The sequence below is a fragment of the Tardiphaga sp. 619_E2_N8_4 genome (assembly GCF_051810905.1).
Classification (GTDB): Bacteria; Pseudomonadota; Alphaproteobacteria; order Rhizobiales; family Xanthobacteraceae; genus Tardiphaga; species Tardiphaga robiniae.
Window position 1 is genome coordinate 4,432,581 of record NZ_JBPWQJ010000001.1, and the last position, 19,552, is coordinate 4,452,132.

General features: G+C 59.6%; 17 protein-coding genes. 12 read left to right on the forward strand and 5 right to left on the reverse strand.

What is annotated here, in order from left to right; genetic code table 11:
- The first annotated feature begins 25 nt into the window (after positions 1–25).
- Entirely contained in the window at positions 26–874 is an 849-nt protein-coding gene (locus tag AB8A23_RS21310; protein WP_439058292.1) for a SphA family protein, read from the forward strand.
- A gap of 49 nt (positions 875–923) precedes the next feature.
- Here AB8A23_RS21310 and AB8A23_RS21315 read toward each other — a convergent pair whose 3' ends face one another.
- Positions 924–2,525: a hypothetical protein gene (locus AB8A23_RS21315; protein ID WP_439058291.1), complete on the reverse strand. Its 1,602-nt coding sequence runs from the start codon at positions 2,523–2,525 to the stop codon at positions 924–926.
- A 452-nt stretch (positions 2,526–2,977) separates the two neighbouring features.
- Between AB8A23_RS21315 and AB8A23_RS21320 the strand changes: the two genes are divergently transcribed.
- Together AB8A23_RS21320 and AB8A23_RS21325 are read left to right on the forward strand one after the other, a co-directional pair.
- A complete protein-coding gene (locus AB8A23_RS21320; RefSeq protein ID WP_439058290.1) occupies positions 2,978–3,322 on the forward strand; it encodes a metallophosphoesterase in 345 nt (114 codons plus the stop codon).
- 298 nt (positions 3,323–3,620) lie between these two features.
- A complete protein-coding gene (locus AB8A23_RS21325) occupies positions 3,621–3,788 on the forward strand; it encodes a hypothetical protein (protein WP_439058289.1) in 168 nt (55 codons plus the stop codon).
- A gap of 2 nt (positions 3,789–3,790) precedes the next feature.
- Here the strand turns inward: AB8A23_RS21325 and AB8A23_RS21330 are convergent, their stop codons facing one another.
- Both AB8A23_RS21330 and AB8A23_RS21335 read right to left on the reverse strand, forming a co-directional pair.
- Positions 3,791–4,564, reverse strand: coding sequence for a DUF262 domain-containing protein (locus AB8A23_RS21330; protein WP_439058288.1), 774 nt, complete (start codon positions 4,562–4,564; stop codon positions 3,791–3,793).
- A gap of 282 nt (positions 4,565–4,846) precedes the next feature.
- Positions 4,847–5,107 carry a helix-turn-helix domain-containing protein gene (locus AB8A23_RS21335; RefSeq protein WP_439066026.1) on the reverse strand — a complete coding sequence of 87 codons (261 nt, stop codon included), beginning with the start codon at positions 5,105–5,107 and terminating at the stop codon, positions 4,847–4,849.
- A gap of 398 nt (positions 5,108–5,505) precedes the next feature.
- Between AB8A23_RS21335 and AB8A23_RS21340 the strand changes: the two genes are divergently transcribed.
- The 9 genes from AB8A23_RS21340 to lpxD all read left to right on the forward strand — a co-directional run bounded on the left by AB8A23_RS21340 (position 5,506) and on the right by lpxD (position 17,181).
- The gene (locus tag AB8A23_RS21340; protein WP_439058286.1) at positions 5,506–5,952 is read left to right on the forward strand and encodes a hypothetical protein; all 447 of its coding nucleotides are present in this window, start codon (positions 5,506–5,508) and stop codon (positions 5,950–5,952) included.
- Between the two features lie 78 nt (positions 5,953–6,030).
- Entirely contained in the window at positions 6,031–6,486 is a 456-nt protein-coding gene (locus tag AB8A23_RS21345; RefSeq protein WP_439058285.1) for a hypothetical protein, read from the forward strand.
- A gap of 117 nt (positions 6,487–6,603) precedes the next feature.
- Positions 6,604–7,020 (forward strand): DUF6634 family protein, encoded by a 417-nt coding sequence (locus AB8A23_RS21350; RefSeq protein ID WP_439058284.1) that lies wholly within the window; start codon positions 6,604–6,606, stop codon positions 7,018–7,020.
- A 144-nt stretch (positions 7,021–7,164) separates the two neighbouring features.
- Entirely contained in the window at positions 7,165–8,955 is a 1,791-nt protein-coding gene (locus tag AB8A23_RS21355; RefSeq protein WP_439058283.1) for an AAA family ATPase, read from the forward strand.
- 890 nt (positions 8,956–9,845) lie between these two features.
- On the forward strand, positions 9,846–10,448 hold the full coding sequence (locus AB8A23_RS21360) for a hypothetical protein (RefSeq protein WP_439058282.1): 603 nt from the start codon (positions 9,846–9,848) through the stop codon (positions 10,446–10,448).
- 111 nt (positions 10,449–10,559) lie between these two features.
- A complete protein-coding gene (locus AB8A23_RS21365; protein ID WP_439058281.1) occupies positions 10,560–12,686 on the forward strand; it encodes a Mu transposase C-terminal domain-containing protein in 2,127 nt (708 codons plus the stop codon).
- 64 nt (positions 12,687–12,750) lie between these two features.
- Positions 12,751–13,854 (forward strand): ATP-binding protein, encoded by a 1,104-nt coding sequence (locus tag AB8A23_RS21370; protein WP_439058280.1) that lies wholly within the window; start codon positions 12,751–12,753, stop codon positions 13,852–13,854.
- Positions 13,854–15,677: a TniQ family protein gene (locus AB8A23_RS21375; protein ID WP_439058279.1), complete on the forward strand. Its 1,824-nt coding sequence runs from the start codon at positions 13,854–13,856 to the stop codon at positions 15,675–15,677. The genes AB8A23_RS21370 and AB8A23_RS21375 overlap by 1 nt, the downstream gene beginning before the upstream one ends.
- A 460-nt stretch (positions 15,678–16,137) precedes the next feature.
- Entirely contained in the window at positions 16,138–17,181 is a 1,044-nt protein-coding gene (gene lpxD / locus AB8A23_RS21380; protein ID WP_439058278.1) for a UDP-3-O-(3-hydroxymyristoyl)glucosamine N-acyltransferase, read from the forward strand.
- A 99-nt stretch (positions 17,182–17,280) separates the two neighbouring features.
- On the opposite strand, the gene tgt is transcribed toward lpxD, so the two are convergent.
- The gene (gene tgt, locus AB8A23_RS21385) at positions 17,281–18,414 is read right to left on the reverse strand and encodes a tRNA guanosine(34) transglycosylase Tgt (RefSeq protein WP_120289859.1); all 1,134 of its coding nucleotides are present in this window, start codon (positions 18,412–18,414) and stop codon (positions 17,281–17,283) included.
- On the reverse strand, positions 18,411–19,493 hold the full coding sequence (queA, locus tag AB8A23_RS21390; RefSeq protein ID WP_120289861.1) for a tRNA preQ1(34) S-adenosylmethionine ribosyltransferase-isomerase QueA: 1,083 nt from the start codon (positions 19,491–19,493) through the stop codon (positions 18,411–18,413). Before queA ends, tgt begins: the two co-directional genes overlap by 4 nt.
- Positions 19,494–19,552: the final 59 nt, after the last annotated feature.

Below are 19,552 nucleotides of genomic sequence, written 5' to 3' on the forward strand. Positions count from 1 at the left end.
CGCCGGAATTACCCCTCCACCAGGCGTGTACTTCCAGGACGACACATACTTCTACAGCGGGAAACTGGGCGGCGGCAGGACCTTGCCCACGGGCGGCCTGCTTGTCGCAAATGTGTCGCAGCAGACCTGGATCAACCTCCCGACAACGATCTGGGTGACGCCCGCCAAGATCTTTGGTGGCGACCTGGCATTCTCGTTGACCACGCCCTTCGGAGAGCCACGCGTAAACGCAAATCTCTTGGTGAATTCGCCGCGCTTCGGACCGATCGGCGTCAACGCAGTAGATTCCGAACTCGCTCTCAGCGATTTTTTCATCAACTCCTTCGTCGGCTGGCGTTCCGGAAATCTACACTGGCAGGTCGGCGTCGGCGGTGTCATCCCGTCCGGGACTTACGTACCCGGGCAGCTCTCGAACGCGTCGCTGAACCGCCCCGCGATTGACGTTTTCACGGCGCTGACGTGGCTCGATCCGACACTAGGCTGGGATCTGTCCGCGAGCGCGGGCTTCACGTTCAATCAGATCAACACCGCTACGGACTACAAAAGCGGCGACGAATTTCACCTTGAGTGGGCGGCCACGAAGTACATTACCAAGGAATTCACACTTGGCCTGGTCGGCTATTATTATCAGCAGTTGACCGCTGATTCCGGAAGCGGCGCTCGCCTCGGATCTTTTCAAGGGCGCGTCGTCGCTCTGGGCGGGTCGCTTGGCTATACATTTGAAGTCGGCAAGCTTCCCATTTCGACGCGCCTCAAGATTTTTCGCGAGTTTGCCGCAGAAAATCGGATGGAGGGCACTTCCGGCTTTCTGACAGTGTCCTTACCGATCGCGATGGACGCGAACGTTCGCGCCGGAGCGGTCAAATCGAAATAATGCTAGGCAGCCCAACTTGGGCTGCCTCACGCACATCTTGCGGTGAATTTCAGCGGCAACCAGCGCCCTTTGTGAGACCGGTTTCTTCAATCACCACACATGAATGTCCCGGATCTCCTTCTGGATAAGGGACGCCGGTCGGGAGCAGGAACGTGACGGAATGAGCACCGTGCAAGCCGGACGGAAATCTGGTCTTCTGTTTGACGATGTACTCACCGCCCTTCGCACGCACCAGCGCACCGGACGAGAGCAACTGCACCAGCCCGGCCTGTTGCGGCATCACCTCGTACTTCTGGGCCGGGGCACTGCCGACCACGGCCTGTGGATCGATATCCACGACGCCGCCGGGCGAGAATCTGAAAAGGTCGCTCTTTGCTTCGCTGTTCGGAGCGTTCGTGATGGTCTCGCTGGCGGGCCCAACAGGTTCGGCGTTTTTATCCTTCTTCACTGAGATAAACGCGCCAGAGGGCGCGGCAAACGACCTTACTTCGTAGACGGCTGACGTCACCTCTGGGGTCTTGCCGGTGCCCGTTCTCACGGTGCCGACGGACTGGAAAGATCCTGCGGATGGCACCTCGTAGAAATATGGCAGGCAATTGGGCCGATTGAAGAACGTTACGCGTTCTTTGCCGAGACCCGTCACGCCAGCAAGAGGCCGCTGCCCGGGGTCGCTTCTATTCGGCCCCGTGGACTGACTGGCCACGACGACCCGCTCGACGCGCTCCGTCGCGCCGGTGAACCGCCATATGGTCGGAGCGTGGCTCGTCAAGACGACGTATACCGGGTCCGCGCCGGGTTCGATGTTGACTCGCCCGGTATGGACGACGTTGTCCTGCGATCCCAAGGTTACATTAGACAATGTCTCGGTCTCGTACGAACCGAATAGGATGACCCGCGCTTTCTCGGACGCCATCGGCATCTCGCAGCCTGCTCGCTCGGCTCGTGTACGGTAGTCGCTCATCTCTTGCTGGGAAACGACGCCATCACGGTCGGTATCGATCAGTTGGAATAGTTTCGCGCCCATCGCCTCGTAGGCGGCAAGTGTGACGACGCCTGAGGAGGTCGCGTCGAGTTCGAGGAGTTGCTGCGCACGCGCGGAGAAACCGCCGCTGCGGTTCGGCTTCGCCGATTTGGCGGCTTCAAGCAACGAGACTTTGCCGTCGTTGTCCGCGTCGAGAGACATGGTCGCCCGAACCCGGGATGCGATCTGACCGGCGATCGCATCCCGGACCGATGGCCCTGGATTCCCTCCGGCGTTCGGAGAAGTCTGGGATCGAAGTTCGTAGGATATGCCTCGTTGGATTTCGACCTCCGTCACGAAGCCGTCACCGTCGAGATCGTATCGCATCGCCTGCTGGATGGCCTGCGCCCTGCTCTGAGTTTCCTCCATGGCCTTATGAAGTTGAACGTCACGCTGGGTAATCTCCCCATCGGAATCGGCGTCGGCCGCTACGAAGAAAGTCCGGAGCGCCTGTTCGAATGTCTGCTTGGTAGAACCCGACTGAACGTTCTGCAGGAGGGTCATCTGCAGCGTCTTCTGGTCAATCGACTCGAAGAGAGACTGTTGAGACAACGCCGTTCCCGCGCCGAGTAAAGAAATGCCCAGACCCGCGGTCACGCCCGCGGCGCGCGAAACAACACGTAGTCGCATGTCCACCTCCGTTTGCAGAAATATGCGTAAGGTCTGCGAGGGCGCCGCTCAAGGAGGTTCCTTGGACTTATTATCGAGGGGTAAACAAAAGCTTCCGCGATGCCGGACCTCGGAGCGAAATGAGCCCTGCCGCGTTCGGCACGATCCCTGACTACTTATTGGAAAAGCAGATCTGATAGCGGCGCGGTGGCAATCGCTACCCTTCAATTCTCTCAATGAGGCGTGCGTATCCTCGATCTCCGCATTTCTAAACTGATTGAAGACCGCGTCGCGTTGAGCGGCCGCCGCCTTGACTCAAAGTAGAACATCCCGAGCACGGCGCGCGCTCGATCAATCAAATGCAACATGTCTCATCAGCACATTTTTCGGCTGCGTGTGATCTTTACGCTTCGTCAAATCGCGAAGACCTGCACGGTGCGCCTTCCCTTTTGCCCCAAAGGCGAGCTGAAAGAATGACATCAACTGTTTATGCGATCGGTGACGTCCATGGACGCGCGGATCTACTCTCCTCCCTCGTCGATTTTATTAGCGAGCACGCCCGACGCAATTGCATAGAGCCGCGTGTCTTCTTTCTGGGCGATATCGTTGATCGAGGTCCCGATAGCCGGGAGGCGATGGCGATCGTCTGCGAGACCCTCAAACGCTGGCCGCAGAGCCGTTTGCTTTTAGGAAATCACGATCAGCTTTTCCTGGATGCGATGACCAGCCAGATCTATGTCGAAAGGTGGTTTGCAGACTTCGGGGGGGGCAAAAACGCTCGCGTCGTATTTAGGCGAAGGTACGCACTATTGGCCTGACGAGATTACTTCGATCGGCGGGCGATTTCCCGAGCTTGTCAGCGTCTTAAGAAGCGCCCCGACAATCCTGCCAGTCGGCCGGTATGTTTTCGTGCACGCCGGGATCGATCCATCGGTTCCGCTGACAAAACAAGAAAGAAACGTCCTCCTCCAGGTCCGCACGAAGTTTCTAGATTTCGTTGGACCGCTATCGCATATTGTCGTGCACGGTCACTCTATTCAGGACCCACCTCAGCCTGTTGTGACGGAAAATAGGATTTCGCTCGACACCAATGCTTGGCAGAGTGGGATTCTGTCAATGGCGGTGATCGATACGGAAACGGACTTCATCGAATTCTTCGCAACCAGCGCGGATGGCAACGTGTCAGCCGTAGAGCCCGTTCGCCTGGATCGTGGCTTCGGCACCGTTTTGGACGAAACGCACCGGCTCAGGATCGAGCCTGAACTGCACTCCGCCACGGGCTGAGATCACTCGACAAATTCGGCACTCTTCCGGGGCATGTTGACGTGTTCATACACGCGACACAGCGCTGCGACACTCGTCGGTCGTTTCAACGTTTGCACCGGTAGCCGATACGTTTTGAATGCGCTCGCGACAGCCGTACGAAAATGCCGCCATATGCTCAGGGCATCAGACCGTTCTGGGCCGTACTCCTTTTCGTCCCAGAACTTCGAATATTGGCGATCATAGGCATCGAAGTCGAACGTCATATTCACGGGAAATATGCATCGCTCGTACTGGACCGATGGCTCCGTGAAATCAACGTCGCCATGGTTTAGCGAACCTCCATCGCGATTTGTCGCGACGGAAAAAATCGCGTCCTCAACGGGAAACGCCGACGAAATGGCTTCTCGCATGTCGAAAAAATACCGACAATACTCGGGGTGCAAATCGGAACGGACCCTTACAGCACGTGCAAAACAGGCCTGATACGCTGCAGTCAGGCGTTGCTGGCCATCCAAAACCAGATGCAATGGCGTAGTGTTCGGATCTGCGGCACCTACACCATCGAACGAACGATGGCCCAGTGGCACCGCGTTTACGAACATTACGGAACCGATGGGATGACCCTCCGCGACGGAACCCAGCAGGCTCCGAATGTGATCGCTGGGCCAACACCACTCCCGATGAAAGTGCGGCAGCCTGGTCCGTCCATTCTGGATATCATCGAGAACACTCCCGAGCGTCATCATCGTGATGTCGAATGCTTCAACCGAAGCCATGCGCCGAGTTGACGTCATCTGGATTTCCTTGCTGCTTCGAAAAGGATGGGTCGCGATTTGGAATCCTGTCAAGCGCCCCTCAGGTGCAGGACTTCCGGAAGCAACGGAGAAGCATTCGTCGGGCGGTGAACGGCTCGGTCGAACTAATCGGTTGAGGCGCGCTTCAACTTCGCCTAACGAAGATTTCCTGCTCGACATCATGATCAGGATCTAACCGTCGCAATCCCAGCGCAGCAGGCGTGGCGCTGCGAGCATAGGCCCATTAGCAAAGTCGGCATATCACTCTCCGAGGGCGGCCGCCTAAGACGGTTCTTCTCCTCCAGAATCGAAAGTGATTCCTTGGCCGACCATTCCGACGAAAAGGAAACGCACTCCCGCGGCCTCGAACGTGTGCCTCAGTTTTTCAAGTGTCTCGTCGTAAGGGAGTGTCCGCCCTGCTTCGTACATGGCGATGGAGCGCCGTGATACGCCTGACTTCGCAGACAGCTCATCTTGGCTCCAGTTGAGCCAAGCGCGCGCAGCACGCATCTGCTCGCGAGTAACAAGCGCCCCGTTAACCATAAGATGCAGCAGTTAGTGACGACATCGCAAGCCCATGATAGGTTAACAATCAGTTAAGAGATGGTGGTCCCGACGGTCTCCGCAGGATCAGTAAAACGCAGACAGATGAATCCTTTGATAGGATTCGATCGCACTCGAATGTCGCGGCGTCGTCCGTTACCGCGAATCCTTGAAGAGCGTTGATCGGCAAAAGGAGCAAGCTCCGAATGCCGAAGGACTTAATAAGATACGGCCTGGTTTAGCCCGGTCAGCTGTGCACTCCCGCTTCCTTCATCGGCGCTTCCGCCACGCAAGTGCGTACGCGGTACGTCAACTTCGCCTCCTCGCGCGATCCGTCCGCGATACTCAATCACATTCGCCTTCCCGTACCCGCAACGATACATCCTGGAGCTTGCGACATGCATTCGGCTATCCCGAACGGCATCTTCACGGCCACGTTTACAAACCTTGATTCGGCCCATCTGTCGGATCGACCGGCGGACGCCGTCTCGCCATTGATCTACTGGCGGACGAGAAGACCGGACCAAATGTGCCGAAAGGATTCGGCGTCGATACGATTTGCATTGAGCGGAAGCCGATTGGACTGTGAGAACCGCTGGCTTCGGGCAATCTTGGGCGATTGTGACGGAGATGAAACGGTCGCAATGCATATTTGCCTCCGCCAGATCAAGAGCCACCCAATAGACGCTCCGGAAGTGGACCTGGCCGTCTCCGCAACGCTCGCCAACGCCCTGCTCGGGAAGTCTACTTCCGCGATCTTCCTCTCCTGGGTCCTGAAGTACCGGGCAAAGATCGATCCGCGCTGCGCTCTGTACAGTGATCTTTGGCTACTGGCCGACTTCTAGACCCACGACGGCCCACGGTGGCCAACGCATGATCTCACCTCAAAAACGTTCTTCCAATCCCTACAGGGAGGCAATCGCATGATCGTCGCTTTGCAGACCCATCGTCCTTTCGTCCGGTCTTCGCGGAAAGCATCGCTCCCATTGGTCATCCCCCACGCGGCCGGTTTCGAGCGAGACTCGGTCCTGAAATGGTGGAGGACGCGCCCTCCTCTCCATTTCTGCCAGGTTGACGCGGACATCCTTCGTCGAGCGGTGTCCGGCTCGGTCCGGCCCAGCGAGACGGATTGGCGGAACGGCATTACTGCTGAACTCACGACCGCTATCGGCGTTGCAATCGATCGCATGAAGGAGCGCGAAATCTCTCATCCCGATATCGACGTCGCCCTGTCGGCGGTGCTCGCATTTGCTATCGAAGGAGATGACACGGCGGGGATCATAATAGCATCCGGCTTGCGCCGTCGCGCATACCTCGATCCTTGCTGCCGCAGGCTGAGCAAGCTCTGGCTCAGCATCGAAGGCCTTACTTATTCGTAGAAGACGGCTCCAAGCCCCAAGAGCGCCGACGAACAAGTTCGGATCAAACGCATCGCGATCAATTTCGCAACCGGTCTAGCTTTGCGGCGCTTGATCGACGTAGAGGTCGATAGTGCCATGCTCGGGCCGGACACCAGCGTGTCTTGCTTCCAGGCGTCGCTGTGCGATGTGGCCAACGAGAGCCATGCCATGTTCATCATCAAAGACAACTCCCCTAATGCAAGAATTGGTATCGAAATTGAGCGTCTGAAGTCGCTCATTCGAGCCCTCGAGCTTGCGAGAAACGGAAAGCACCCAGGCCGAAGAGCGCTCGAGCGCGCACCCGTCCTCAGGAACTGGAAACTCGCATCCCGGCCGGAGCCGTGCCTCACCGGCACCGTCACAGGTCATCCGAGCATCAAGGACGGCCGCACCAACAGGACCTCGGGGTTGTGGCTGTATTCGCCTGCCGTCGGATACGCGCGGACCCTCTCCCGCCTCTATGTGCTCGAGGATCCGGTCGGCGACCCCGGCAATTTCCCGCAATCCTTTTGAAAATCAACCATCCTTGGAGGCTCCATGAAGCGACCGAAATACAATTCCTTGAGACGACGTTACCCTCGGAGGCAGGCACCCCAGACGAACGCAGGCACCCTGATCGCCCGCCGTTTCATCGTTCGCGCTCTTCGGAAAGAAGGAATGCAGCACGTGCTCAAAGGCAGAATGGCGACGGTCGGATTCATTGTCCCGCAATCCGTCGCTACGGCCTGGATCCACAGCGCCGCCATCGATCTGCTGAACGACCTCACTTCCAACAGGCAGACCTACCATCTTCTGTTCGATTCCAAGAAAGGCTCGAACTCGAAAGGGCATGCTCAGTCGGTTAACGCTACGCTCGTCGACAGTCACATCTTGTTCGGCTTCGCTTCTGAGAAACAGCATTTCTCGGACGCATTTCTCGCAGCTGCAGATCGCATCGTTGCGTTGGAGAGCGTCGATCACACCGCGATCCAGATCGCGTTCCGGGCAATCATGGGCGTTTCCGCTCCAACCAGTGTGGTCGAGGCCGCGGCCACCATCCAGGATGGCATGCTGAGCGCCATCGTCAAACGCGGCCGTCGATTGCCGGACGTCGTCCAAATTCTGGGACGGCAAAGGTCGTCCGTCGAAAACGCCGCGCGCATCCAGACGATCGATACTCTGTCCGGATACGGAGAAGCCGCCGACTGGGGACGGGCATTGGTGTCGGATCTCGCCGCGTACAAGGCCGGAAGCATCACCTGGGCTGACGTCGATGGAGGCGCGCTAATGAGCGGACCCAGCGGCACCGGGAAAACCTTCTTCGCGCAATGCCTGGCAGCGACCTGCGGTGTCCCTCTGTACGCCCACTCCCTGGCGCAGTGGCAGGCAAAGGGCCATCTGGGAAGTCTGCTAGCCGCCATGCGCGCCGCTTTCGATCAGGCGATCGCAAATGCTCCGTGCATCCTGTTCCTTGACGAATTCGACGCCTTCGGAAGCCGGGATCGCCTCTCACTCAATCACGAGCAATATTGCTCTGAGGTCATCAACGCACTTCTGGAATGTCTCGACGGCGTCGAGAAGCGCACCGGTGTCGTCGTCATCGGAGCGACGAACTATCCGGAACGGATCGATCACGCCCTCCTGAGACCCGGGAGGCTCGGGCGTCATTTGCAGATTTCTCTCCCGGACACGGCCGCGAGATTGGGAATTCTTCGACACCACCTAGGCGATGCGATCGCGGCAGCGGACCTGACGTGCGTCGCTGCCCGTCTCGAGGGCGCAACAGGTGCCGTTATTGAGCAGATTGTTCGCGACGCCCGCCGTCGAGCCAGAACAAACCATCGGAAGATGGCCCCTTCGGACCTGACCGCGTCTCTGCCTGCGCGCGCAAACCTCTCTGAGGAATCGTTCCTTCGCGCCTGCACTCACGAAGCCGGGCACGCACTTGTCGGCTACGTTCTGCGTGATGAAGCAGGAGCAGTGCCCGTGGAAATCAAGGTATTCCGCGAAATTAGCGAGACCAGGATGGGCCATGGGCACACCATTCACCGAAATACTCCCGGGTTCGACAGAACGCCGAAGACCTACCTGGCTATCATTACAACTATCTTGGGCGGACTCGCTGCGGAGCATGTCCTGATGGGCGGGTTTGGTGACTTCGGGGGAAGTGCACCCGGCTCTGATTTGCATCAGGCGACCATGATCGCGACAGCCATGGTCGCTTCATTCGGAATGGATGGAAGCCTCGTGTACCTGACGTCCAACAGGCACGAAGACCTTTCGCAGCGCCTTAAATGCGATGGGAGACTGCGCAGTCGGGTCGAAGTCATGTTACGGGAATGCTTCAACCAGGCAGAAGCCATTCTCTCGCGTGAGAAGGCCACCCTAAGGCGCATCGCCGAAACGCTGCAGGCTACGTGCGTTATGAATGCCGACGAACTCGCTGAGCACATCGCTCGCTCGTCGTAACTTCAATTGTTCGATCGCATTCAGCTGTCAGGGGCGGACGCGTCGAACTGAAAGCTCGACGTCGCATTTGCAGGACCACCCGTCGCCCAATCAGGTCTCGCTCGCCCTAGTCGATACGGCAGATGTGCCGATGACAGAGCACTGCGCGCATGGGGCCTTCTGCGTTCAGTGATGCGCTTTAGATCAAATGACGGCCGCGATTTCCCTGATAGTTCATCGTCTTAATAGCTCCCTGAGACGCGAAGAAAACGTGTGATTGTGGGCGGATCGCGCCGACGCTTCTCGAAGCAGCGCAGCGTTTCCGATTAATTTGCGGCGAGCGACTTAATCGAACTTAACCATCTTCGATAACCTCTCCCACCTTTTCGATAAGTTCTTTGACAACCAAAAGCAGGATCCAGTAGGTACAGGCGCACCAGACAACGACTTGTTTGGCCACGTTCGCACTCGCGGACTTGAGTGCCCTGCGATCACCAAGGTGATCCGAGAAAGAGGAGGCCGAATTTAATGACTATCGCTCGCGCTTCCCTTTACAGCACTCCCCTCACCTTGACGGCCTTCTCCAAGATATACGGCTGATCGCTGGCGCTGCGGCGCTGCGCTTTCAATCGGTCCGTTCCGGAAGAACATCTTCTGGACGACATCATCCGACGCCTCCAAGCTCGGTCCAGGAGAATTGCTGTGCTTATCGATCTCATCCTTCACGACCTCATAGCCCGCTGACGTCGCGGCCAAAATCCGCGACTTCACGCGTCTTCGATCAACCATCAAAAATCGAATCAGCACTCAAAGCAGCCGGTCATGGACCCGGAACGCTTGAGATCCGTCTGGAGGTAATCGTGAACTATTCTAAGCCCCCCAAACCATCGCGCGCCTCGCGCAGGATGGCCTTGAAGTCGCGCGGCTCCTGCCGTGGCTTCGCCATCTTCCAGAACCGCGTCATCCTGTTCGAAAGCCATCTTGAGCTCATGGTGTTCTTCATGCTCACCCTGCGCATGCAGACGGCAACGGTTGAAGACCAGCCGGTCGCCGTGACGTATTGGGATGGCGAAACCCTTCGCCGTCACACGTTCGATTTCCTTGTGATTAATCACGACGGCAGCCGCATGTACGTGGCGGTGAAGCCCGCAAAGCGGGTCGAACGCTCCGGGATCAAGACGACCCTGCGTCTGATCGCTGAGCAATTGCCGCCCGGCTCCCCTTCCGTGCATCTGGTGACCGATGCCGACTTCTCCTACGCGGCGCGTTACAACGCTACGCAGGCGTTCGACTTCCTTCGCTTTCCCGTCAAGGAGCACGACGAGGCCATCGCGGCGCTCGCCACTGAAATCACCGCTTCGGTGCGCATCGCCGACCTTGTTGAGGCGAGCGGCCTCGGCGCCATGGGCTTTCGCTCCATCGTTCGCCTCATCGTGCATCGCGTGCTCGAGCCGGTGAATCCGAAGGAACGCATCACCTACGAGTCGTTCGTCCGCCCGGTCACCCGGGCGTAACCCCGCCCCTCTCCGGGCGCCCCACCAACCGCAAGCTTCCTTCTCCGCAAATAGCGTCAGCGGCGCCCCGCTGACGCGTCGCCCGCCTATGCCCTTTTTTGGAGAACTGCCATGACGAAAATCAACATCGGTGAGAACGACCGCATCACCCTCAAGAACTCCGAGCGCCGTGTCGTCTCGAGCGACGCCGTCGGATACGTGCTGGCCCGCACCGGTCACAGCGTCGATCTCCACGAACACTTCACCCATGAAGAGATCGTCAAGCTCATCGACGCCGGCGAAATGCGCATCGACCGCAAGTGGTTCGACGAAAGCCGTGCCCGCGCTCGCCTCATGGCAGGCGTGGACTGCCTCGCCGACCTCAAGACCGAGGAGCAGAACCTGCTGCTGCACCGCGAGTACTATGTCTCGGAGTTCCTGAAGATGGAATCCGCGAACAAGGACGTAAAGCGCACGGATGACGCCATCAGGAAGGCGATCGTCCAGATCGAAGTGAACCGTCTCACCGACGGAACGCGTTGTGATGTCTGGATCGAGGACAAGCGCCCTCCTTCGGCACGCACCTTCCGCCGCTGGCTCAAGAACTACGAGGACGGAGCGCGCAACGTCGTTGCCCTGCGCACCAAGCATCGTCTCTGCGGCAATTCGTTGTCGAACATCGATGCGGAGGTCCACAAGCTCCTGACCAAGTATGCCGTGGCTTACTGCCACGAAGAGCGGCCGACCGTGAACATGTTGCATGGCAAGCTGATCACCGAACTTGCCGAGATCAATGGTCAGCGTGAAGCCGACGGCCTGGCCCCCCTGAAGCCCCCGGCAAGGGCAACGCTTCAGCGCCGCGTCAACAAGCTCAACCAGTTCGAGGTGCATGCGAGCCGCTACGGCATCAACGCCGCACGCGCACGCTTCACCGTGGTCGGCACCGGACTCGACGTGACCCGTCCGCTCCAGCACGTTCAGATCGACACCGTGACCTTCCCGTTGCACACGATCATGAACGATCTCGGTCTCGATCAGCAACTGACGCCCGAGGACCGTAAGAAGCTCAAGAAGGAACGCATCAAGGCCTGCGTGGTCTTCGACGTCGCCACGCGCAACGTCCTCGGGTTCCGCATGTCCAAGACCGAGGATGCACAGAATGCCATCGCCGCCTTGGCAATGAGCGTGTCCGACAAGAGCGCCATCGCTAAGTCCGCCGGATGCAAGTCCGACTGGCATCAGCGCGGTCCCGGTTCGTGCTATTCGCCCGATGCCGGATCGCCGCACATCGATGGCCAATTCCGCGGCACGATCGCCGGTCTGAAGTCGGTCTACGAAAATGCACCCGCCGGTCTGTCGCACTTGCGCGGGCATATCGAGCGCGCTTTCGGCACCTTCCACACCATGCTGATGCCCCACTTTACTGGACGGTCCTTCAGCAACATCATCGAAAAGGGCGAGTACGAAGCGGACAAGCGCGCGTCCATCCTCACCACGCAGTTGCCGATGATCTTCACCCGTTTCATCGTCGACGTTTACCATCACACGCCGCATGAAGGGCTCGGCGGCGAAACGCCCTACAACGCCTGGAATCGCCTGACCGCCCTCTACGGGACCGCCCCCTGCCCGAACGTTCACGAGCGTCGCGACATCTTCGGCGTGCCGCTCAAGCGCGATCTCGATACGCGCGGTGTTCGCGTCGACAACAACTTCTACCAGTCCGCCGAGATGCAGGAATGGCGCCGCCAGGTCGGAGATACCGAACTGGACATCCGCTTCGATACCACCGACATCGGACACATCTCCGCTTGGTTCGACGATCGCTGGAACGTTGTTCCGGCCGTTCGCAAGTGTCTTCGCGGTGTCGATTTGAACACCTGGAAGGCAGCGGTCGCAGACCTGCGGCGCCGCCATGCCGCAGGCGCGCGCATCTATGAACATGTCGTCCATGACGCCATCCGCGCGATCTCCGCCATCGCCGAGGACGCCGTCTGCCGCACCGCCATCTCCGGCACCCGCCCGACCGCGGAGGAGCTCGACTGGGAGAAGAACGGTCTGATGCTCGGCTTCGACATCGTGAGCGACGACGTCGCCGAGGACAAGCATCCGGACGACATCCTGGGCGCCGGTTTCCCGGGCGCGACCGGCCAGCCCCCGCTGCCCCAGGCGCCCCCGCCGCCTTCGGTCTCCGGTGACGGTCTGGAGGACACCGACGGTGACAAACCGGACGACACCGACCACCCCGCACTCGAGGACTGATCACACCCAAACCACCCGCCGCGAATGTCGCGCGGCGGGTGCCCCATAAACCGGAGTATCCACCATGCCTTTCGACGACCAGAACGACCTTGCCGACCTCGCCGTTGATCCCGTTGCACTCCTCCATGAGGAGGCTTCCGCCGCGCCCGATTTCACGATCATGGAAAGCATCCGCGCAAAATTTCTGCCCACCAAGCGTGATGCGAAATTGGCGGCGGCGCTGAAGCTGTTGATCCGTAAGGCGGTCGAGCGCAAGGACAACACGCTTCCCCCCTCGTTCGAAAACCGCGGCATCGGCGGCGGACTGGCGCTCATCGGACCCACAGGGGTCGGGAAGTCGCGGTCCCTCGCACGATACTTCGACAAGCACTTGGTCCTGCGCGGATACGCCGACCCGGCGTCCAGGTCTCCCTTGATCAGCATCACCGTGCCGAGCCCCTGCACCTCCATGCAGCTCGCCCGCGCACTCCTTCGCGCTACCGGCTACGGGGTCGAGCGCGAACTCCCCGCCCATCGCCTGTGGGAGATGGCTTTCGAACGCCTGCACAACATGAAGAAGTTCATCGTGCATTTCGACGAAATCCAGCACGTCGTCCATAACATGCCTGACAAGGAACTCCAGCAGATGGCCGACACGCTGAAAAACGCGATGGACGACCACCGTATCACGATCATTCTTTCTGGCGTCGAAACCCTGAGACCGTTTCTCCAGTTCGACACGCAACTGCTTCGCCGCTTCGCAATCGTTCCGTTCGATAAGGTCAAGCGCGAAAACCACGCCGACATCGTCCACGTGGTCGAAACCTACGCCAAGGCCGCAAACCTGGAGTTCAAACTTGGTGAACGCGACGGCATCAAGCCCAGCGACGTCAAAGCCGAATTCATCGCGCGCCTCTCCCACGCGGCGTTCAACGCCTACGGATACGCGATCGTCCTGACGCATCTTGCGATCGAACATGCCTTGCAGGGAGGTCGCGCCCATCTCGTTCCCGAGGACTTCGCGACCGTCTTTGCGCGTAAGAGCGGATTTGCTGCGGATCGTAACCCGTTTATCGCTCCGGCTTGGCTCGATATCGACTGCGAGAAGATCTTCATCGAGCCCAACCTCAGTGGCGCGACGCAGACGATGAAGCCCAATGCCAAGGCCAAAAGCAAGGGACGCGCTTGATGCCCGCGAAACTGACACTTCGCGTTCCGCTGATGCCGGACGAGCTCGCGACCGATTACTGCTCGCGGCTTGCGCTCCGCAATTTCCGCTCCGCATCCGCATTCGCATTGGATATGGGGTTCCATTTCTCCGACATCACCAGCAAATCGGACACCGCGATCGCAAAACTCGCGGAAATCAGCGGCGAGCCGTTTCCGTTGCTCGACGAAAACCGCGTCCAATGGATGTCGGTCGATCGCGGGCGCCTGAAGGGTCAGATTTTGGCTCGGCCGACGTTGCGCCATGGACACTACGTCGGGTGTCCGGAGTGCCTCAGGGAAGATATCGAGACCTCCGCCCTGCCCCCGATTGCAGCCGTGCGACATCGGATGCACTGGATGCTCGCATCCGTCCAAGCCTGCGAGAAGCACCACGTCGTGTTACAAAGGCTCGGCGACAGGATCGTCGGCAATACCAAACGGAACTGGTCGGACATTGCTGACGCTACCGTACGCAACCTTCCGGCGCTCGCCGCGGCCGCCGTGCCGATGTCGCCTACGGATTTCCAGGTCTATCTTATCAACCGCCTTTACGAGGCGCCCACGGAAAGCTGGCTCGACCGTCTCGAATTCTTTGCAGCCGAACACACCGTCCGCATGTTCGGAGCCGCTGCCAACCCGACTCTCAAAGTTCGTCTCAATGATGTGAGCGATTCCGAATTGCGCGAAGTCGGACAAGCTGGGTTCGAAATCGTGAACGGTGGAGCGGAATCCATTTCCCGCTTCCTGCTCGACCTGCAACGGAGCTACAGGCGCCGGAAGGCGCGTCGCGTTGGCGTTGTCACCCCCCCGATGGTTTACGGCCGACTTTACACTAACTTGAAACGGCTCGAGAAGGATCCAGCCTACGGTCCCGTGCAACGCACCATTGCGGAGCATGTCTTTGCCAACTTCCCTCTTGGCCCCGGCGATGACGTCTTCGGTATCAGGCTCGAAAAACGGAAACTGCATTCGGTCCTGAGCGCTGCCAGCCAGTTCAACATCAGACCCGACCCCGTTGCAAAGATTCTCACCGCAGGCGGCCTCTTACCTCGATCCGCCTGGGATGACGACTTGGCAGTGGTGGATGCCCGCGAAGCTGAGGGCCTGATTTGCCTGCGAATGAAAAGCGTCAACCATGCGGAGGCTCAGCGTCGATTGAACGTCTCCGCCCACGTGATGAAACAACTGATCGAGGGCAATCTGCTCCCTCGTCACGAACAGAGCATGGGGCACCATGCCTACCGCTTTCTGATCTCGGAACTGGACGCGCTGCTCGCGAGCGTCCTTTCTGGTGCATCTCCAATCGCGCCGGGAACCGATCGCGCATTGTCCCTCGTCGAAGCAGCTCTGGCCATTAAATCATCGGTCCGTGCCATTACGGCGTTGATTGTCGATCGACGCCTGGACTGGGTGGGATGCAGAACGGACTTGCGCGGATTCGCTTCCATTGTCGTCGATCCCGAGGAGGTCGCAAACGTCTTGAGAAAATCACACCCGCAAATGTTGACCGCCGAAGCCGCTGCGGCTCGGCTCAAGCTCTCCGACAACGCCGTGCGCCATCTGATCGGGAAGCTCCTCGTGGCAACCACGATGAAACATCCGGTCACCCGGCAGATGAGGCTCTTCCTTGATCCAGCCGACGTCGATCGCTTTGATAAGGAGTACATCTCCCTGTTCAACCTGAGCCGTTGGACGAAACGTGGCTCCAGGGCACTAAAAATCGATTTGGCCACGCGGTCGATCCATCCGGTCCTCGAGGAAACCGGCGTAATCACGATCTACCGACGGACGGATCTCATCTGAAAGCAGCCGAAACGGCAAATGGCTCCCGGTTTGGGAGCCTTTTTTTGACTGCAAATCCGGGAAGTGGCCACACATGACGCTATCTGATGGACATCTTGATCAATCGGCATCGTCAAAAACCCCAGCAAAACCGCGGTTTTTCAAATCGGCAATGGACGACTTAGATGTTCCACCACAACTAACTAGCGCTGTTCGCGCGGACCCGCGTGAACCGATCTTGGATTGCTCGGCGATCCGAGGAAGACGTGGATTGCGACTATCACGTCGGGCAGCATCGGCACGCGTCTAGGTCAGCGATCTGCGCAAACGATTTGCACCGTCACGCGTGCACCAAGTAACGACCACGCCGCAGTCACACCTTCGCCATTTCTGATGTTCCCAAGCCGTGCTAACCAGCTGTCGGGTCTACAGCGGAGAAGCCGTCTCTCGGGTCGAGGGGATACCCGCACTGGAGTCGGTCATGACCGGTCAAATTCCCTTCTTCGTGCCTAAGCGCACGATCACTGCAAGTGAGGTCGCGGGCATCGCGGGCTTACTTTTTGTTACAAAAGATTTCCTCATTTCGGCCGGAGCAGCGCTAGAGACAGCGCGCCGCGGCGAGCTGAGCTATATGGACAATCACAAGTATCTTGAGGCCTTGAGGCAGACGAATGCAGGCGCTTGTCTTGTCTCCCCGCGCTTCAGCGCGTCCGTTCCAAAGGAGACCTACTCTTTTGTGACACCTCAGCCGTATTTGATTTACTCGAGAATCCTCGCGTTGCTCTATCCAGGAGCGGCTATCCCGGGGTCACTTTTCGAGACCGACGGCATTTCTCCAAACGCCACGATTCATGCTTCGGCCATCATCGATTGCGGGGTTACCATCGATCCCGGCGCAGTGATCGGTCCCCGGGCCAAGATCGGTGAACGCACTTATATCGGGTCAAACGTCGTGATCGGTCCAGACGTAACCATCGGGAGCCATAGCTCAGTCGGCGCCGGCGCTATCATTGCGCACGCAACCGTCGGCAATCACGTCATTGTCCATCCAGGCGTATCGATCGGGCAGGACGGCTTCGGATTCGTGCCTGACAAAGGCGGACATATAAAAATTCTCCAGGTCGGAGGCGTCATTATTGAGGACTGCGTCGAAATAGGCGCAAACACGACCATCGATCGCGGGTCGACCCGTAACACGTTCATCGGCGAAGGCACGAAGCTCGATAACCTCGTACAAGTCGCCCACAACGTGACGATTGGCAGGCACTGCCTCATCGCCGCGCAAGTGGGAATTGCCGGATCCGCAACTCTCGGGAGCTTTGTTGCAATAGGCGGCCAGACTGGAATTGCTCCTCATCTGACGATCGGCGACGGCGCACAGATAGCCGGTGCAAGCGGCGTCACGCGCGACGTGCCCGCAGGAGAGCGATGGGCAGGATTCCCGGCTCGCCCGAGCCGCAGGTTTTTCCGGCAATACAAGACCATGGAAATGCTTGCGGCCGGTGACCGCGAGACAAACGATTGATGAACCTGCAAACCACCGGACCTGGCTGCCGGCCGAGGCACGGATGATCGACTGGCCGGTGAAGTCCAAACCGGTGAAGGCGACCTAGTTGACCTCCGGTTACCGCGGCGGAATGTCGCCGCGTGCCCAGCCCTCGCGCGTATGCGCCCGAAACTCTTCGAACGTTCCGGCCTCGATGGCTGCGCGGATGCCCTGCATCAGGCTCTGGTAATAGGCGATGTTGATTTCCGACAGCAGCATCGCGCCGAGGGTCTCACCTGATCGCACCAGATGATGCAGATAGGCGCGCGAATAGTCTCGCGCGGCCGGCCAGGTGCTCTCTTCGTCCAGCGGCCGCGGATCGTCCTGATGCCGCGCATTGCGCATATTGATCTGGCCGTGGCGTGTGAAGGCCATGCCGTGGCGGCCGTTACGGGTCGGCATCACGCAGTCGAACATGTCGACGCCGCGCGCCACTGCTTCCAGCATATCATCCGGCGTGCCGACGCCCATCAGATAGCGCGGCCGATCCGAGGGGAGGATCGGAACCACTTCCTCGATCATCGCCAGCATCACGGCCTGCGGCTCGCCGACGGCGAGGCCGCCGATCGCGTATCCATGAAAGCCGATATCGATTAGCCCCTGTGCGCTGGCGCGGCGCAGTTCCGGCACATCGCCCCCCTGCGCGATGCCGAACAGCATGTAACCGTCAGGCGCCGTCTCGAAGGCGCGCTTGCAGCGCTCGGCCCAGCGCAGCGATAGCTGCATGGCGCGGTCGATATCGGCATGTTCCGCTGGCAGCCGCACGCATTCGTCGAGCTGCATCGCGATGTCCGAATTTAACAGCCGCTGGATCTCGATGGCCCGCTCCGGCGTCAATTCGAACTTCGCGCCATCGATATGCGAGCGGAACGTGACGCCCTGCTCCGTCACCTTGCGCAGCTGCGCCAGCGACATCACCTGGAAGCCGCCGGAGTCGGTCAGCATCGGACCGTTCCAGGTCGTGAATTTCTGCAGGCCGCCGAACGACGCGACGCGTTCGGCGCCGGGACGCAGCATCAGGTGGTAGGTATTGCCGAGCACAATATCGGCACCGGCATCGCGCACGTCGCGCCAGTGCAGGCTCTTCATCGCACCGAGGGTGCCCACCGGCATGAAGGCCGGTGTGCGCACCACGCCATGCGGCGTCGTCAGCTGGCCCCTGCGTGCCGTGCCGTCAGTGCGCAGCAGTTCGAAATGATTGGCGACGGTCATTGATTGCGTGTGTCCCGAAACAGCAGACTGGCGTCGCCGTATGAATAGAAACGATAGCCGGTCGCGATGGCATGGGCATAGGCCTGCTTCATCGTATCCATGCCGGCAAAGGCAGAGACCAGCATGAACAGCGTCGAACGCGGCAGATGGAAATTCGTGAGCATGATATCGACGGCGCGGAAACGATAGCCGGGCGTGATGAAGATCGCAGTCTCGTCAGCGAACGGATGAATAACGCCGTCCTCGGACGTTGCGCTTTCCAGCAAACGCATTGAGGTCGTGCCGACGGCAACAACGCGTCCGCCGGCCGCATGCGCTGCGTTCAGCGCATCCGCCGTTGCGCGCGAGATCGTACCCCACTCCGCATGCATCTTGTGCTCTGCGGTGTCGTCGACCTTCACCGGCAGGAACGTCCCTGCTCCGACATGCAGCGTGATGCGATGCAGGCCGACGCCCCGCGCCTTCAGAGCGGCTTCCAGTGCCGGCGTGAAATGCAATCCCGCCGTCGGTGCGGCGACGGCGCCGTCATTGGCGGCGAACATGGTTTGATAGTCAGCCGTATCACGCTCGTCCGGAGCGCGCTTTCCGGCGATGTAAGGCGGCAGCGGCGGCGCGCCGAGTTCGGCAATCGCCTGATCCAGCGCCGGGCCGTGAAACGAGAAAGAGAAGATGATTTCGCCGGCATCGCCCTTGTGCTCGACTTGCGCGTCGAGATGACCGAGCAGGCAGACACGGCCTTCATTGCCGAAGCGAACCGTGTCGCCTTCGGTCAGCTTCTTGGCGGGCCGCACCAGCGCCTGCCAGCGCGAACCGTCGAGCCGCTTGATCAGCGTGGCGTCAATCTTCGGTTCGGTGTCACGGCCGATGCGGCGGCCGCTGAGCTGCGCCGAGATCACCCTGGTGTCGTTGACGACCAGCTGATCGCCGGGCTTCAGCCAGGTCGGCAGATCCGAGACGACATGATCCTGCACGCCAATACCCGGCTGAACGACAAGTAGCCGCGCGGCGTCGCGCGGGCTGGCAGGCCGCAGCGCGATGTTCTCGGCCGGAAGTTCGAAATCGAAGATATCGGTACGCATGGGTTTGTAGTTATTCCCACTCCGTCATGGCCGGGCTTGTCCCGGCCATCCACGCCTTG